Origin of the sequence: Streptomyces sp. V4I2 (genome assembly GCF_030817655.1) — a bacterium.
In the GTDB taxonomy this organism is placed as follows: Bacteria; Actinomycetota; Actinomycetes; order Streptomycetales; family Streptomycetaceae; genus Streptomyces; species Streptomyces plumbiresistens.
In genome coordinates, this window is sequence record NZ_JAUSZM010000003.1 from 6,233,234 (window position 1) to 6,247,448 (window position 14,215).

At 70.5% G+C, this 14,215-nt stretch carries 16 protein-coding genes; 6 read left to right on the top strand and 10 right to left on the bottom strand.

Annotation, left to right across the window (positions count from 1 at the left end; translation table 11 throughout):
• The first annotated feature begins 51 nt into the window (after nucleotides 1-51).
• The gene (gene lysS / locus QFZ76_RS29550; protein ID WP_307676558.1) at nucleotides 52-1,821 is read left to right on the top strand and encodes a lysine--tRNA ligase; all 1,770 of its coding nucleotides are present in this window, start codon (nucleotides 52-54) and stop codon (nucleotides 1,819-1,821) included.
• Nucleotides 1,822-1,893: 72 nt separating this feature from the next.
• Here the strand turns inward: lysS and QFZ76_RS29555 are convergent, their stop codons facing one another.
• From QFZ76_RS29555 to QFZ76_RS29565, 3 genes are all read right to left on the bottom strand, one after another.
• Nucleotides 1,894-3,198, bottom strand: a complete 1,305-nt coding sequence (locus QFZ76_RS29555; protein ID WP_307676559.1) for a DUF2637 domain-containing protein — start codon at nucleotides 3,196-3,198, stop codon at nucleotides 1,894-1,896.
• Nucleotides 3,199-3,301: 103 nt separating this feature from the next.
• A complete protein-coding gene (locus QFZ76_RS29560) occupies nucleotides 3,302-4,213 on the bottom strand; it encodes a DUF3558 domain-containing protein (protein ID WP_307676560.1) in 912 nt (303 codons plus the stop codon).
• A gap of 118 nt (nucleotides 4,214-4,331) precedes the next feature.
• Nucleotides 4,332-5,210: a DUF3558 domain-containing protein gene (locus QFZ76_RS29565; protein WP_307676561.1), complete on the bottom strand. Its 879-nt coding sequence runs from the start codon at nucleotides 5,208-5,210 to the stop codon at nucleotides 4,332-4,334.
• Nucleotides 5,211-5,415: 205 nt separating this feature from the next.
• Between QFZ76_RS29565 and QFZ76_RS29570 the strand changes: the two genes are divergently transcribed.
• Nucleotides 5,416-6,609 (top strand): RtcB family protein, encoded by a 1,194-nt coding sequence (locus QFZ76_RS29570; RefSeq protein WP_307676562.1) that lies wholly within the window; start codon nucleotides 5,416-5,418, stop codon nucleotides 6,607-6,609.
• A 74-nt stretch (nucleotides 6,610-6,683) separates the two neighbouring features.
• Here the strand turns inward: QFZ76_RS29570 and QFZ76_RS29575 are convergent, their stop codons facing one another.
• The gene (locus QFZ76_RS29575; protein ID WP_307676563.1) at nucleotides 6,684-6,827 is read right to left on the bottom strand and encodes a hypothetical protein; all 144 of its coding nucleotides are present in this window, start codon (nucleotides 6,825-6,827) and stop codon (nucleotides 6,684-6,686) included.
• A complete protein-coding gene (locus QFZ76_RS29580) occupies nucleotides 6,827-7,603 on the bottom strand; it encodes an SDR family NAD(P)-dependent oxidoreductase (protein WP_307676564.1) in 777 nt (258 codons plus the stop codon). The genes QFZ76_RS29575 and QFZ76_RS29580 overlap by 1 nt, the downstream gene beginning before the upstream one ends.
• Before the next feature lie 175 nt (nucleotides 7,604-7,778).
• Here QFZ76_RS29580 and QFZ76_RS29585 point away from each other — a divergent pair, with 175 nt between their 5' ends.
• A complete protein-coding gene (locus QFZ76_RS29585) occupies nucleotides 7,779-8,213 on the top strand; it encodes an ester cyclase (protein ID WP_307676565.1) in 435 nt (144 codons plus the stop codon).
• Nucleotides 8,214-8,253: 40 nt separating this feature from the next.
• On the opposite strand, the gene QFZ76_RS29590 is transcribed toward QFZ76_RS29585, so the two are convergent.
• Nucleotides 8,254-8,589 (bottom strand): YnfA family protein, encoded by a 336-nt coding sequence (locus QFZ76_RS29590; protein WP_307676566.1) that lies wholly within the window; start codon nucleotides 8,587-8,589, stop codon nucleotides 8,254-8,256.
• A gap of 131 nt (nucleotides 8,590-8,720) precedes the next feature.
• Between QFZ76_RS29590 and QFZ76_RS29595 the strand changes: the two genes are divergently transcribed.
• Nucleotides 8,721-9,209: a hypothetical protein gene (locus QFZ76_RS29595; protein WP_307676567.1), complete on the top strand. Its 489-nt coding sequence runs from the start codon at nucleotides 8,721-8,723 to the stop codon at nucleotides 9,207-9,209.
• Between the two features lie 85 nt (nucleotides 9,210-9,294).
• Complete coding sequence (locus tag QFZ76_RS29600; protein WP_307680165.1) at nucleotides 9,295-9,798, top strand: MarR family winged helix-turn-helix transcriptional regulator; 504 nt, start codon at nucleotides 9,295-9,297, stop codon at nucleotides 9,796-9,798.
• Here QFZ76_RS29600 and QFZ76_RS29605 read toward each other — a convergent pair.
• Nucleotides 9,765-10,229: a helix-turn-helix domain-containing protein gene (locus QFZ76_RS29605; protein ID WP_307676568.1), complete on the bottom strand. Its 465-nt coding sequence runs from the start codon at nucleotides 10,227-10,229 to the stop codon at nucleotides 9,765-9,767. The genes QFZ76_RS29600 and QFZ76_RS29605 overlap by 34 nt on opposite strands.
• Nucleotides 10,230-10,355: 126 nt before the next feature.
• On the opposite strand from QFZ76_RS29605, the gene QFZ76_RS29610 reads away from it, so the two are divergent.
• The gene (locus QFZ76_RS29610) at nucleotides 10,356-11,246 is read left to right on the top strand and encodes an NADP-dependent oxidoreductase (protein ID WP_307676569.1); all 891 of its coding nucleotides are present in this window, start codon (nucleotides 10,356-10,358) and stop codon (nucleotides 11,244-11,246) included.
• A 16-nt stretch (nucleotides 11,247-11,262) separates the two neighbouring features.
• On the opposite strand, the gene QFZ76_RS29615 is transcribed toward QFZ76_RS29610, so the two are convergent.
• The 3 genes from QFZ76_RS29615 to QFZ76_RS29625 all read right to left on the bottom strand — a co-directional run bounded on the left by QFZ76_RS29615 (nucleotide 11,263) and on the right by QFZ76_RS29625 (nucleotide 14,130).
• Nucleotides 11,263-11,610 carry a DoxX family protein gene (locus QFZ76_RS29615; RefSeq protein ID WP_307680166.1) on the bottom strand — a complete coding sequence of 116 codons (348 nt, stop codon included), beginning with the start codon at nucleotides 11,608-11,610 and terminating at the stop codon, nucleotides 11,263-11,265.
• A 192-nt stretch (nucleotides 11,611-11,802) separates the two neighbouring features.
• Nucleotides 11,803-13,224, bottom strand: a complete 1,422-nt coding sequence (locus tag QFZ76_RS29620) for an MFS transporter (RefSeq protein ID WP_307676570.1) — start codon at nucleotides 13,222-13,224, stop codon at nucleotides 11,803-11,805.
• Nucleotides 13,225-13,326: 102 nt separating this feature from the next.
• On the bottom strand, nucleotides 13,327-14,130 hold the full coding sequence (locus tag QFZ76_RS29625; RefSeq protein ID WP_307676571.1) for a helix-turn-helix domain-containing protein: 804 nt from the start codon (nucleotides 14,128-14,130) through the stop codon (nucleotides 13,327-13,329).
• Nucleotides 14,131-14,215: the final 85 nt, after the last annotated feature.

A 14,215-nucleotide genomic window follows, 5' to 3' on the forward strand; every position in this document is an offset into this window, starting at 1 on the left:
GAATGAGGGCGTCAGCCGTTGACCGTATGGCTGCCCCGGAGAAAGAAGGACGTGCCGATCGTGGCTCAGAGCACCGAGACCACCGACTGGGTCTCCCGTTTCGCGGATGAGGTCATCGAGGAGTCGGAGCGTCGGGCCCCGGGCAAACCGGTCGTCGTCGCGTCCGGGCTCTCGCCCTCCGGCCCGATCCACCTGGGGAACCTCCGCGAGGTCATGACCCCGCACCTCGTCGCCGACGAGATCCGGCGGCGGGGACACCAGGTCCGGCACCTGATCTCGTGGGACGACTACGACCGGTACCGCAAGGTGCCCGCCGGAGTCGACGGCGTCGACCCGTCCTGGGCCGAGCACATCGGCAAGCCGCTCACCTCGGTGCCGGCTCCCAAGGGCTCCGCCCACCCGAACTGGGCCGAGCACTTCAAGGCCGCCATGGTCGAGTCGCTCGCCGAGCTCGGCGTCGAGTTCGACGGGATCAGCCAGACCGCGCAGTACACCTCCGGTGTCTACCGCGAGCAGATCCTGCACGCCATCAGGCACCGCGGGGACATCGACGCGATCCTCGACCAGTACCGGACCAAGAAGGCCCCGGCCAAGCAGTCGCAGAAGCCCGTCGAGGCGGCCGAGCTGGAGGCCGCCGAGGGCTCGGGGGCCGCGAGTGAGGACGACGGCAGCGCCGGGTCCGCCGGGTACTTCCCGTACAAGCCCTACTGCGGCAACTGCGAGAAGGACCTCACCACCGTCACCGCCTACGACGACGACAGCACCGAGCTGACGTACACCTGCACCGCCTGCGGCTTCTCCGAGACCGTCCGGCTGAACGAGTTCAACCGCGGCAAGCTGGTCTGGAAGGTCGACTGGCCGATGCGCTGGGCGTACGAAGGCGTGATCTTCGAGCCGAGCGGGGTCGACCACTCGTCTCCCGGGTCGTCGTTCCAGGTGGGCGGGCAGATCGTCGGGATCTTCGGCGGGCAGCAGCCCATCGGGCCGATGTACGCCTTCGTGGGTATCTCCGGGATGGCGAAGATGTCGTCCTCGAAGGGGGGCGTACCCACCCCCGGCGACGCGCTGAAGATCATGGAGCCGCAGCTCCTGCGGTGGCTGTACGCCCGGCGCCGGCCCAACCAGTCCTTCAAGATCGCCTTCGACCAGGAGATCCAGCGGCTCTACGACGAGTGGGACAAGCTGGACGCGAAGGTCGCTGGGGGCACCTCCCAGGCTTTCGGCTCTGGGGGAGGATCCGCCCTGCCGGCCGACATCGCCGCGCACTCGCGTGCGGTGGGGACCGCGGGCGGTGAGCTGCCGCGGACGCCTCGGCCGCTGCCGTACCGGACCCTGGCCTCCGTCGCCGACATCACCGCCGGGCACGCGGACCAGGCCCTGCGGATCCTGTCCGAGCTCGACCCGTCCGACCCGCTCGGCTCCCTCGACGAGGCCCGGCCGCGGTACGACAAGGCCGAGGCGTGGATCAACACGCACGTGCCCGCCGACCAGCGGACCATCGTGCGGGAGGAACCCGACGTCGAGCTGCTGAAGTCCCTCGACGAGCAGGCACAGGGCTCGCTGCGGCTGCTCCTCGACGGGCTGGCCTCGCACTGGTCGCTCGACGGACTGACCCACCTGGTGTACGGCGTGCCCAAGGTCCAGGCCGGGTTCCCGGCGGACGCGACGCCGAAGGAACTGCCCGCGGAGATCAAGACCGCCCAGCGGTCCTTCTTCGCCCTGCTGTACCACCTGCTGGTCGGGCGCGACACCGGTCCGCGTCTGCCCACGCTGCTGCTCGCGGTGGGGCAGGAGCGGGTGCGGGCCCTGCTCGGGGAGTAGGACGCGGACAGGAGACGGACAAGAGGCCCTCGTCAGAGGGCCTCTTGTTGTTTCACCTACACCTTGATTCACCTACGCGATGTGGTCCTCTTCCAGTTCCGCCGCGTGGCGCTTCTGGAAGCGCATGACCATGCGCTTGGCCTCGGCGTCCGGGATGGGGGAGCCGTAGGTCGCCTCCACGTCGTAGCTGAACTGGCTCGGCGTCGGGTAACCGCTGCCGCTCATCGACGACTGCTTGAATATCTGGTAGTACGACTCCTCGTCCGGCTCGGCGATCGGGGTGCCGCCGCCCTCGCCCAGCTCGCGGCTGCGGCCCGGGCCCACCGGAATGGGGAAGGAACCCGTCTCCTCGGGGGAGGGCTCCTGGGCCGGGGGCTCCTCCTGGTACTGGTCCCGGTACTGCTCGGCATGCTGCTGCTGCGCGTACCACTCGGCGTACTGCTCCGACGGGTCGTACGTCGGGTCGTAGCCGCCCTGGTACGCGACCTCGTGAGGCGACTGGAACCAGGGGTTCTGGTCATCCTCGGGCGTCTGGTCGAGCGGCTCTGCCTGCTGTTGTGCCTGCTGTTGTGTCTGCGGTTGCTGTTGCTGCGCTTGTGACGCGGGGGCCGGTGCCAGCTCCTGTTGGGGAGCGAGTGCCGGCGCCTGGGCCTGTGCCTCCACCGGCACCGGGGGCAGCAGGGCCGGTTCGATGCCCGCCGCCGCCAGGCCCGCCGGAGCGGTGCGGGCCAGCGGGACGCCGTACTTGGCGAGCCTCAGGGGCATCAGGGACTCCACCGGGGCCTTGCGGCGCCAGGAGCGGCCGAAGCGGGAGCGGAGGCGGGCCTGGTAGACGAGACGTTCCTGCTCCAGCTTGATGACCTGTTCGTAGGAGCGCAGCTCCCACAGCTTCATGCGGCGCCAGAGGAGGAACGTGGGCCCGGGGGACAGGAGCCAGCGGGTGAGGCGGACTCCCTCCATGTGCTTGTCGGCCGTGATGTCGGCCATGCGGCCGATCGCGTGCCGGGCCGCCTCCACGGAGACGACGAACAGCACCGGGATCACCGCGTGCATGCCCACACCGAGCGGATCCGGCCAGGCGGCCGCACCGTTGAAGGCGATCGTCGCCGCCGTCAGCAGCCACGCCGTCTGGCGGAGCAGGGGGAACGGGATCCGGATCCAGGTCAGGAGCAGATCGAGGGCGAGCAGGACGCAGATGCCCGCGTCGATGCCGATCGGGAAGACGTAACTGAAGTTCCCGAAACCCTTCTTGAGGGCCAGTTCACGGACCGCCGCATACGAACCGGCGAAGCCGATGCCCGCGATGACCACGGCACCGGCGACGACCACGCCGATGAGAATCCGGTGCGTCCGTGTGAGCTGAATGGGCGCGGCCACCCGTACTCCCCTCCCCGTGCGTGTTGTTGCGCGCAACAGAGTGGCACATGTGTGCGGCGTACGGGCGGCCGGTAGGTTTCGGCCGCCCTAGTTGAGACCTTCGTCAGCTCTTCTTGACAGCCGACTTGGAGGGAGAAGCCGAGGCCGACGGGGACTTCGAAGGGCTCTTCGAAGGGCTCTTCGAGGGGGACTTCGAGGCGGAGGGGCTCGAGCCCGTACCCGCGCCGGATCCCTCGCCGTTCGCCGACGACACCGCCGCCACCGCCTCCTTGGCGGCCTTCTCCGCGAGCTTCGTCAGGGTCGCCGCGCTCGGGGTCTTCTCGCCGGCGAGGCCCGCGCCGTTGTAGTCGAGGGTGAGGACGACGTTCTCGACGCGTGTGACGACCGTCTGCTGCTTGAAGGACCCTTCCTTCTTCTTCAGGTCGTACGTCACCGTCGTCGCCGCGTCGCCCGTCCCGGACACCGGCTGCGACTTCACGCTCTTCGCGCCGTCCACCGCCTGGGCGTCCTGTACCTGTGTCTCGTAGTACGTCTGCGCCTGCGCGTCGCCCGCACCGCGTGAGGTGTCCGAGTCGAAGCGGAGCAGGGAGACGTTCAGCCAGCGGAACTGGGAGCCCTTCACGCCGTTGTTGTCGAGGCTGCTCCAGGAGCAGCTGGCACGGGCCGACTTGTCGTCCGAAGTGCCCTCCTTGCCCGACTTCGGCGCCTTCGGCACCAGTTCGCCCAAGGTCTTCTTCGAGAACACCCCGCACGCCTTCGGGAGCGACTGGTACGCCGCTGCCTGCACGGTCGGCGAAGCGCTCGCCGAGGCCGACGCCGCGGTGTCCGCGCTCTTGCCGCCGGTGTCGTCGGAGCCGGAATCGGAGTCCGAGGAGCAGCCGGCGGCGATCAGCATCACGGGGACGGCGGCCGCGCAGACAAGGACGCGGCCAAGGCGCTTGGCCCGCCGATCGCGCTGGTCTCGCTCGTCACGCTGGTCTGCCTGTGCTGGTCGCTGCATGGTTCCTTCACTCATGACGCTTGTGGTTCCTGCCGTCGGATCTGGTCCGAGGGGCCACGGTACGCGGTGAGGGAGTTGTGCGGTCTCGCTTCCGCCGCTTTGTGCGCGGGCGTGAGGGGCCGGTGAAGGGGTGTTACCCGGCCAGTGCCTCCGCCAGTTGGGCGGCCAGTTTCCGGGCCTTGTCCTGCATTTCCTTGCTGTCCGGGGCCACGCCGATCGTCGTCGGCTGCTCCGCGTACTCGATGGTCACGATCACGTTCGACGTGCGGAACGCCACAGTCACCGTGCGCTGCTGGGCCGCCGAACCGGAACTGCCCAACGCGTCGTCCAGGAACGCCTCGTCGCCCAGATCGTCGAGAAGACGGGGCTGGAGATCGGTCGGAGTGGCCGAGGTCGTGGAGGAGGGGGAGGACGAGCCCGAGGGCGAGGGGGAGGCCGTGGAGGAGGGGGTGGCGGGCGCGGAGGCGGAGGCGGCGTCGGTCGGGGTGGCGGTGGGGCTGCCGGTGCTCGTGCCACCGCTCTCGCCGGTCCCGACGTCGGACGCGGCGCTGGGGCTCGCCGCCTCGGGAAGGTCGGCCGCCTCCTCCTTCGTCCCGAAGAGCTGCTGCGCGTCGGCGTCGTCGCTCACCGCGGTGTCGTACGACACCACTCGCTCGAAGTCGACGAGCAGATGGTCGGTGGCGTCCGTGGACTCCACCTTCCAGCGGCAGCCGACCTTGCGGTCGGTGTCGTAGGTGAGCGTGGCCTCGCCCGCGTACGCGTTCTCCCGCTGCTCCTCGTCCGTGAGCTGCTTGATGCCGGGCAGCAGCGAGTCGAGGGTGCCCCGGCCGACCGCGCCGCAGGGTTCCGGGAGGACGCGGTACTTGCCCGGCTGGGCCGCGGCGGACGCCGTGCCGGCCTGACCGGGGTTCGCGTCGTCCGTCGTACCGCCGTCGCCCGAGCTGCCGGTGCAGCCGGCCAGCAGGGCCGCGAGGAGCGCGGCGACGCCGGGTACGTACGCCTTCCGCTGCACGGTCAGGCTCCTCTCGACGATGGCTTTGTTGCCGGGTTCTTCAGTGTCCCCGCTGGTTAATCGCTTGCCGCACGGGGGCCTGCCCTGGAGACAATGTGTATCGCACGCATGGCCGTGGCCGCCGGTCCGTTGTCCCTTACGTCGATCTTGGCGCCGGTTTTGCGATTCAAGACTTCTGTTGTGGTTCCGGGGGAATGAGGACGATATGTCGTACGTGGAAATGCCGGGCGCGAAGGTTCCGATCCGTATGTGGGCCGACCCGGCGACGGTCGAGGAGGGCGCGCTCCAGCAGCTGCGGAACGTGGCGACCCTGCCGTGGATCAAGGGCCTCGCCGTGATGCCAGACGTGCACTACGGGAAGGGCGCGACGGTCGGCTCGGTCATCGCGATGCGGGGGGCTGTGTGTCCTGCGGCGGTGGGGGTGGACATCGGATGCGGGATGTCCGCCGTGAAGACCTCGCTGACCGCCAATGACCTTCCCGGGGATCTGTCGCGGCTCCGGTCGAAGATCGAGCAGGCCATTCCGGTGGGGCGGGGGATGCATGACAGTCCCGTGGATCCGGGGCGGCTGCACGGGTTCGCGACCGGTGGGTGGGACGACTTCTGGGGGCGGTTCGACGGGGTCGCGGAGGCGGTGAAGTTCCGTCACGAGCGGGCCGGGAAGCAGATGGGAACGCTCGGATCCGGCAACCACTTTGTCGAAGTGTGCACGGATACGACCGGTTCTGTCTGGCTGATGCTCCACTCCGGTTCCCGGAACATCGGCAAGGAACTGGCCGAGCACCACATCGGCATCGCCCAGAAGCTCCCGCACAACCAGGGGCTGATCGACCGCGACCTCGCCGTGTTCATCGCGGACACCCCGCAGATGGCGGCGTACCGCAACGATCTGTTCTGGGCGCAGGAGTACGCCAAGTACAACCGCACGATCATGATGGCGCTCCTCAAGGACGTGGTCCGCAAGGAGTTCAAGAAGGCGAAGCCGACGTTCGAGCCGGAGATCAGCGCGCACCACAACTACGTGGCCGAGGAGCGTTACGACGGCATGGACCTCCTCGTCACCCGCAAGGGCGCGATCCGCGCGGGTTCCGGCGACTTCGGGATCATCCCGGGTTCGATGGGCACGGGTTCGTACATCGTGAAGGGCCTCGGGAACGAGAAGGCCTTCAACTCGGCCTCGCACGGCGCGGGTCGGCGCATGAGCCGGAACGCGGCGAAGCGTCGCTTCTCGACGAAGGACCTGGAGGAGCAGACGCGGGGCGTGGAGTGCCGTAAGGACTCCGGTGTCGTGGACGAGATCCCGGGCGCGTACAAGCCGATCGAGCAGGTCATCGATCAGCAGCGGGACCTGGTGGAGGTCGTGGCGAAGCTGAAGCAGGTCGTGTGCGTGAAGGGCTGACGGCCGGCCGTGTGAGAGGGGCCCGAGGAGACTCGGGCCCCTTTTGCGGCACTCTTGCCTCGGCGGGTGCGTGCCTATTTCGGCGCGTGCGTCACCGCGTAGATCATCACGAACGCCACGATGTGGATGCCGAAGAGGAAGTAGGCGAGCCACCACCACATCTTGCGTTCGTTCTTCTTCTCCTCGTCCAGGCGGCGGCGTTCGGCGTCGCTGGTCATCACAGGTCCCTGTGGACCTTTGTGTTCGAGGCCTGGGCGCGGGGGCGGACGACCAGGAGGTCGATGTTGACGTGGCTGGGGCGGGTGACCGTCCAGGCGATGGTGTCGGCCACGTCGTCGGCCGTGAGGGGTTCCGCCACCCCTTCGTAGACCTTCTCCGCCCGCTCCTTGTCGCCGGCGAAGCGGGTGAGGGCGAACTCGTCCGTCTTGACCATGCCGGGAGCGATCTCGATGACGCGGACGGGGCGGCCGACGATTTCGAGGCGGAGGGTCTCGGCGAGGACGTGGGCGCCGTGCTTGGCGGCGACGTAGCCCGCGCCGCCCTCGTAGGTGCCGTGGCCGGCGGTCGAGGAGACGACGACGATCGTGCCGTCGCCGCTCGCGTCCAGCTTGGGCAGGAGGGCCTGGGTGAGGTTGAGGGTGCCGATGACGTTCGTCTCGTACATCGAGCGCCAGTCGGCCGGGTCGCCGGTGGCCACGGGGTCGGCGCCGAGGGCTCCGCCGGCGTTGTTGACCAGGACGCCTATCGACTTGAAGGCCGTCGCGAACTCGTCCACGGCGGCGCGGTCCGTGACGTCGAGGGCGTACGCCGTCGCCTGGTGGCCGGCCGCGGTGAGCTCCTCCGCCAGCGCCTCGATACGGTCCTTGCGGCGGGCGGTCAGGACGACGCGGTAGCCGGCCTCGGCGAGGCGGCGTGCCGTGGCGGCGCCGATTCCGCTGCTCGCACCGGTGACGACGGCGATGCGGGAGGCGGCGGACGGTGCGGCGGTGGCCATGGGCTGCTCCTCGGACGGTGCGTGACGGACCTACCCGGCCAGCTTAAGTGCGTGGGGCGACCGGGTGGTTTGTGGTCTCGGTCTCCGGTCTGCCCGGCGGCCGGCTCTCCGGTCTGCCCGGCGCGGTCCCGGTGGGACAATGAGGTGGGTGATCCGCGGTTCAGGAGGTGGATCGATGGGACAGGCACGTGAGGTCATGGACCGGCTCACGGACGCGCTGACCTCGCACCCGGATCTGAAGGTCATCGCCGAGCTCTATGCCGACGACGCGGTCGCCTTCACCCCCGACGAGGGGGAGATCCGCGGTCGCGACGGCATCGTCGAGTACTGGCGGCAGATGGCGGAGGCGGTTCCCGAGGCCACGTTCGAGACGTTGCACGCGTACGAGGCCGGTGACACGGCCATCGACGAGGGGATCTTCAGCGGCCGGAACACCGGGCCGCTGCAACTGCCCAACGGGGAGACGCTCCCGCCCACCCAGAAGGAGATCAGGATCCGAGGGGTGGACATCGCCACCGTGGCGGACGGCAAGATCGTCGACTACCGGCTCTACTTCGACGAGATGGACTTCCTGGGACAACTGGGGCTGCTGCCCGAAGAGCCGGCCTGAGGGCTCTGAAAGACCTGAGCGGTCCCTGCCGTACGTACGCTCAGTCGCCCCGCGGCACGTACATGATCACCGCCATGCCCGCGAGGCAGATCAGCGCGCCCGTGACGTCCCAGCGATCCGGGCGGTACCCGTCCGCGGCCATGCCCCAGGCCAGGGAACCGGCGACGAAGACACCGCCGTACGCGGCGAGGATGCGGCCGAAGTTCGCGTCGGGCTGGAGCGTGGCGACGAAGCCGTACGCACCGAGGGCCAGGACGCCCGCGCCGATCCACAACAGGCCGCGGTGCTCACGTACGCCCTGCCAGACCAGCCACGCGCCGCCGATCTCGAAGAGCGCGGCGACGACGAAGAGGGCGGCGGAGCGGAGGATGAGCATGCGGTCCAGCTTTCCATGCGCGTGCAGGGGGCCGTGCGTCACCTGATGGGCTGCGCCTGGGGTGCGCCGCGCGTGGGATACATCCCGTACGACCACGGCTGACTACTGACTGCTGACTGAGGAGTGGTGGCATGCGGGTGCGGATTCTACGGGTTCTGCGGTGTCTTGCGGTGTGGGGGGTCGCTCTGGCGGCGGTGGGCGGCGGGACGGTTCCGGTGGCTGCCGCCGACGGGGGGCCCGAGGCCGATCTCGCCTATCACGGGACCGCCTCGATGGCCTTCGGGGTCGTCGACGTACGGTTCACGCCGCGCAATCACGGGCCGTCGGCCGTGCCGGACGCGACGGTGCGGCTGCGCTGGTCGGAGCCGCTGGCGTTCCGGCAGGTGCTGCCGGACGGATGTGCGCGCTCGGGGCTGCGGGTGGTGCTGTGCCGGGTGGGGGCGCTGGCCGCGGACGGGCTGGGGGACCGCGTGGAGCTGGGGGTACGGCTGCGGGGGGCGCCGTCGGAGGTGCTGCTGGAGGTCGACACGGTGTGGAGCGGTGGGGTGGTGGACCGCAACCGGGCCAACGACCGGCAGCGGGTGCTGGTCCTGGACACCGGGGACGAGTACTACTTCTGAGCAGGCGTCGGCGCCGGCCCCGCACCTACCTCGGTGGCTGCGTCGTACGATCTCTGCGCGACGCAGAGGAGAGGCGGACGGGATGATGGCCGGCGAGGCGATGGCTCGTGGGGCGGGGGCCGGTCAGGGACGTGAGCGGCTGCTGGAGGAGTTGTCCACCGTCTCCCGCCGCTACATGGCGTCGTACGCCCTGTTCAACCAGGCGGTGGCCGACCATCTCGGGCTGCACCCCACCGACCTGCAGTGTCTGAACCTGCTCACGCTGGAGGGCGGGCCGGTGACGACCGGCCGCGTCGCCGAGCTGACCGGGCTGACGACCGGCTCGGCGACGCGGCTGGTGGACCGGCTGGAACGGGCGGGGTACGTCGTACGGGAGCGGGACGCGGCCGACCGGCGGCGGGTGCTGGTGGCTACGGTGCCGGAGCGGATCGCCGAGTTCGGGCGGGTGTGGGAGCGGCTGGGGGGCGGCTGGTCCACTCTCTTCGACGACCTGGACGAATCCCAACTCGGACTGATCGTCGACCACATGAGGCGTACGACGGCGTTCAGCGCGGCTCAGGTGGCCCGGCTGCGGGCGGGCGAGGTGTGAGTGCCACCGCCACCGCGCACCCGGCCGTCATCCACCTCCCCGGCGTCGTACTGCTCCCGCGCCTCCCAGACCTCCTCGATGTGCGTCTCCGCCCAGTCCTTCACCGCGAGCAGCAGCAGGCTCAGGCTGCGGCCCAGTTGCGTGAGTTCGTAGTCGACGCGGACCGGGACGGACGGGGTGACCGTGCGGGTGAGGATGCCGTCGCGTTCCAGTGCGCGCAGGGTCTGCGTGAGCATCTTGGGGCTGACGCCGGCGAGTCTGCGGGCGAGGTCGCTGTAGCGCTGGGGGCCGGGGGCGAGGGCAGAGACGACGAGGCTGACCCACTTGTCGCTGAGCCGGTCCAGGAGCTGGTTGGTGGGGCATCCCTTGAGGAACGCGTCGTACTCGGTGCGGGCCTGCTCGCGCCGCTGGGCCGCCGTTGTGGTCGCCATGGCTCACCTCCGGGGTATGTACGCACCTTTGGGTAACTACTTCCCGATGGATAGTAACTCTTCCTAGGGTTGCCGGCAGCTGAGGAGATACCGAGGCAGTCAGTGATGTAGGGGGAGTTGACGGACATGCGAGCTGCAGTGGTGACGACGTTCGGCGGGCCCGAGGCCGTGCGGATCGTGGAGACGGAGCTGCCCGAGCCGGCGGCGCGGCAGGTGCGGATCAAGGTCGCGGCGGCCGCGCTGAACCCCGTGGACGCCGAAGTGCGGGCGGGGGCCTTCGGCGGCGAGGGCAAGCAGCTCGGGCTCGGCTGGGACGTGGCCGGGACGGTGGACGCGGTGGGTGTGGCGAGTTCATGGCGTGTCGGGGACGAGGTGGTGGCGCTCGACCACGGCATGGTCAATCCGCTGGGCACCCACGCCGAGTACGTGGTCGTGGACACGGACGCGGTGGCACTCGCCCCGAGGTCGGTCGACGCGGTGGCGGCGGCGACTCTGCCGCTGAACGCGCTGACCGCCGTCCAGGCCCTGGACCTGCTGGAGGTGACGCCGGGTCAGTCGCTGCTGGTGACGGGGGCCGCGGGCGCGGTGGGCGGGTACGCCGTCCAACTCGCCGCGCACCGCGGGGTGTCGGTGACCGCGCTGGCCCGCGAGGAGGACGCGGAGCTCGTACGGTCGCTGGGGGCTTCGTCCTTCACCTCCGGTGCTGTCGAGCCGGGCAGCGTCGACGCCGTGCTGGACGCGGCGATCCTCGGCGCGGCGGCCCTGGAGTGGGTGCGGGACGGGGGCGCCTTCGTCGGCGTCATTCCGGGGACGGCCCCGGCCCCGGTGCGCGGGGTGCGGACGGCGGACGTCGGGGTGAGCGCCGACGGGGCCCGTCTCGCCGAGCTGGTCGGCCTGGTGGACGAGGGGGTCCTGACCCTCCGGGTGGCCGAGACGTACGCCCTGGACGAGGCCGCGAAGGCGCACGCGCGGCTCGCGGAGGGCGGGGTGCGGGGGCGGCTGGTGCTGGTGCCCTGAGCACCGGGCGGCGGGGTCAGGCCGACGCGCCCAGCGTCATGGCCGCGACCACCGGGGCGGCGTACACCAGCGGGAACGGGATGTGCGCGTACCACCGCGCCCGTACGACGGTGACGACCGCCCCGGCGAAGTACAGCACCAGCCCGGTCCCGGCCGCGATGCCGATGACCGGTACGAACAACCCGACCAGCAGGCCGACGGCTCCGGCCACCTTCGCCGCGCCGAGCCAGGGCCACCACGAGCTCGGCACCCGGTAGTCGGCCAGGGCCTTGGTGATCCACTCGGCGCGGGTGAGGACGACGACTCCGGAGTAGCCGGCCATCGCGGCGGCCAGCAGGGTGACGACGGTGTGGGCGACGGACATGGCGTGCTCCTCGGTGGTGGGCTTCATCGCGGTGGACTCGATCGCGGCGGCTTCGTCGCGTTCACCGGGTTGACGGGGAGCGGGGCGGGAGTGTGACAGGCCGGCCGGGGGTTTTCTTCGACCCCGCGTTGTCGGTGCCTGTGCCTGTGCCTGTGCCTGTGCCCGGGGCCGGCCGGCTGCGCTTCCGGGACCTCAGTGGTGCTGCTCCTCCGGCGCCTTGCGCGGCAGCAGCCGTACGAGGGGCAGGCACAGGGCCGTTGCCGCGGCGACCACGAGGAGGCTCACGGTCATCGCGTGGGCCTCGCCGCCCTCGGCCGTGCGGAAGTACACGGTGGTCACGGCGGCCGCCCCGATCGCGTTGGCGAGCTGCTGCACCGCGGAGAGCGAGCCGCTCGCGCTGCCCGCCTCCTCGGGGGCGATGTCGCCGATCGTGATGTCGTAGACCGTGCCGAAGCAGGTGCCCATGCCGAGGCCGATGAGGAGGACGGGCGGGGCCAGCTCCCAACTGCTGAGGGCCGTACCGGAGTTGATGACCAGGCTGGCCAGGTATCCGCAGCCCGCCATGACGATCAGCAGTCCCGCCACGACGAGTCTGCGGCCGTGGGCGTGGATGAGCCGGTAGCAGGCGATGGACGCGACGACGATCCCGAGCGACAGGGGAACCAGGCCGAGCGCGGTGCCCGCGGGGGAGCGGCCGAGGCCCTGCTGGAAGAAGAGGGAGAGGACGTAGAGGAGTCCGGCGGTCGCGGCGAAGACGACGATGCCGAGGATCAGGCCCGAGGTGAAGCCGCGGTTGTGGAGCAGCGACGGCTGGACGAGGGGGTGGGCGGCGGTGCGCTGACGGTGGCAGAAGCCGGCGAACAGGGCGAGCCCCAGGAGGAGCAGGGCGAAGGCGCGGGGCGTCCAGCCGTGGGTGGAGCCGTCGATGAGCCCGCCGAGCAGGCCGAGCAGCGCGCCGGCGAGCAGCGCCGATCCCGGGCCGTCGACGGTCACGGACGGATCGCCGGTGTCGCGCGGGAGGAGACGTATGGCGGCGAGCAGGGCGGCGCCGCCCAGGAACAGGTTGATCAGGAACATGGGGCGCCAGCCGAGGCCGGCGAGGTCGGCGTCGACCAGGAACCCGGCGAGAATCGGGCCGCCGACGGCTGACAGGCCCATCACCGGCCCGAACAGGCTGAACGCCTTGCCGATCTGGTCGCGCGGCCAGGTGGCGGCCAGGATGCCGAAGCCCTGCGGGATGACGAGGGCGGCGAAGGCGCCCTGGACGAGGCGGGCGACGACGAGGTTCTCCGGACTCACGGCCAGTCCGCAGGCGAGGGACGCGGCGACGAACCCGGCCAGGCCGAGCAGGAAGATCCGTCGGCGCCCGTACTTGTCGCCCAGTCGGCCGCCGGGCACGAGCAGCACGCCGAGCGCGAGCGCGTAGGAGGCGCCGAGCCACTGGACGAGGCCGGAGCCGCCGCCGAGGTCCTGGGTGATGGTCGGGGCGGCGATGTTGGTGATCGTGGCGTCGAGGAGGTCCAGCACGTCGGCGGCGAGGACGACGGCGAGGATCGCCCAGCGGGTGCGGGCGGCTGCCTTCTTTTCATTTGCGTCATGCAGTATCTGTGTCACGCAGATAAATGTGCGGGCTCGGGTGCCGAGCGGTCAAGCGCATTGATTTCCGCGTCGGTTTCGGAGCCGACGGGCGCGGTGGACGGACGCTGCTCAGGGCCGTCAGTGCACGCCTTGCGCGTACGCCGTCGGCGGGATCCCCACCGTCGCTGTGAAGTCGCGGATCAGATGGGCCTGGTCGGCGTAGCCGAGGTCGGCGGCCAGTGCCGCCCAGTCCACCGGCGCCTCCGTCTCCGCCCGTTCCAGCGCCTCGTGGATGCGGTGGCGCAGGATGACCCACTTGGGGCCGACGCCGACGTACGCGGCGAACAGGCGCTGCAGCAGTCGTACGGACATGTCCTCGGACCGCGCGAAGTCGGTGACGCGGCGGATCGTGCGGTCGGCGCCGATGCGGTCGACCAGGGTGGTCGCGAGGTCGGCCTGGGGGTCGGGCCGCGGGTCCAGACCGAGGAGGAAGGTGTCGAGGGCGGCGACCCTGGTCTTCTCGTCGTCCGGGGAGAGGATCGTCAGGGGGTCCGTGTCCGGGAAGACCTCGGGGGAGCGGAGCCGGTGGCCCGTCCAGTGTGTGACCGGGTGCTCCGGGGCGAAGGGGCGGAAGCCGCCGGGTCTGAACTTGATGCCGCACACCCGGCCCCGCCCCTCCAGTTTCTGCGCGAAGAGGCCGAGCTGGATGCCCGCCACCTCCACGAAGGGGTCCTGGCCCTCGAACCGCTGGAAGACGATGTTGACCGCCGGATGCGGGACGACATGGGAGACGTACGGCTCGGAGAGGTTCCAGTCGATCAGCCAGTACTGCTCGACATACCGGCGCAGCGGCTCCGCCGGCTCGACGCGGCGGAAGTCCACGTGCGTGAAGAGCTCCGCGGCGTCGACGATGCCTCGGGTGTCACGGCGTACGGGGGCCATGAAGCGATCGTAGGGCGGGGCACTGACAAGCGCCGGGTAGTCGGAATGCGGGGGAGGGCGGGACTCGGGCTACGGGGGAGGGCGG

Bases quoted from the DNA above. Each gene is read 5' to 3' on its own strand.
- QFZ76_RS29615 (WP_307680166.1), bottom strand. From the start codon at position 11,610: ATGTCCGTCGCCCACACCGTCGTCACCCTGCTGGCCGCCGCGATGGCC.
- QFZ76_RS29625 (WP_307676571.1), bottom strand. From the start codon at position 14,130: ATGGCCCCCGTACGCCGTGACACCCGAGGCATCGTCGACGCCGCGGAG.
- QFZ76_RS29570 (WP_307676562.1), top strand. From the start codon at position 5,416: ATGTCGTACGTGGAAATGCCGGGCGCGAAGGTTCCGATCCGTATGTGG.
- QFZ76_RS29600 (WP_307680165.1), top strand. From the start codon at position 9,295: ATGGCCGGCGAGGCGATGGCTCGTGGGGCGGGGGCCGGTCAGGGACGT.
- QFZ76_RS29575 (WP_307676563.1), bottom strand. From the start codon at position 6,827: ATGACCAGCGACGCCGAACGCCGCCGCCTGGACGAGGAGAAGAAGAAC.
- QFZ76_RS29605 (WP_307676568.1), bottom strand. From the start codon at position 10,229: ATGGCGACCACAACGGCGGCCCAGCGGCGCGAGCAGGCCCGCACCGAG.
- QFZ76_RS29585 (WP_307676565.1), top strand. From the start codon at position 7,779: ATGGGACAGGCACGTGAGGTCATGGACCGGCTCACGGACGCGCTGACC.
- QFZ76_RS29560 (WP_307676560.1), bottom strand. From the start codon at position 4,213: ATGAGTGAAGGAACCATGCAGCGACCAGCACAGGCAGACCAGCGTGAC.
- QFZ76_RS29590 (WP_307676566.1), bottom strand. From the start codon at position 8,589: ATGCTCATCCTCCGCTCCGCCGCCCTCTTCGTCGTCGCCGCGCTCTTC.
- QFZ76_RS29595 (WP_307676567.1), top strand. From the start codon at position 8,721: ATGCGGGTGCGGATTCTACGGGTTCTGCGGTGTCTTGCGGTGTGGGGG.
- QFZ76_RS29580 (WP_307676564.1), bottom strand. From the start codon at position 7,603: ATGGCCACCGCCGCACCGTCCGCCGCCTCCCGCATCGCCGTCGTCACC.
- QFZ76_RS29610 (WP_307676569.1), top strand. From the start codon at position 10,356: ATGCGAGCTGCAGTGGTGACGACGTTCGGCGGGCCCGAGGCCGTGCGG.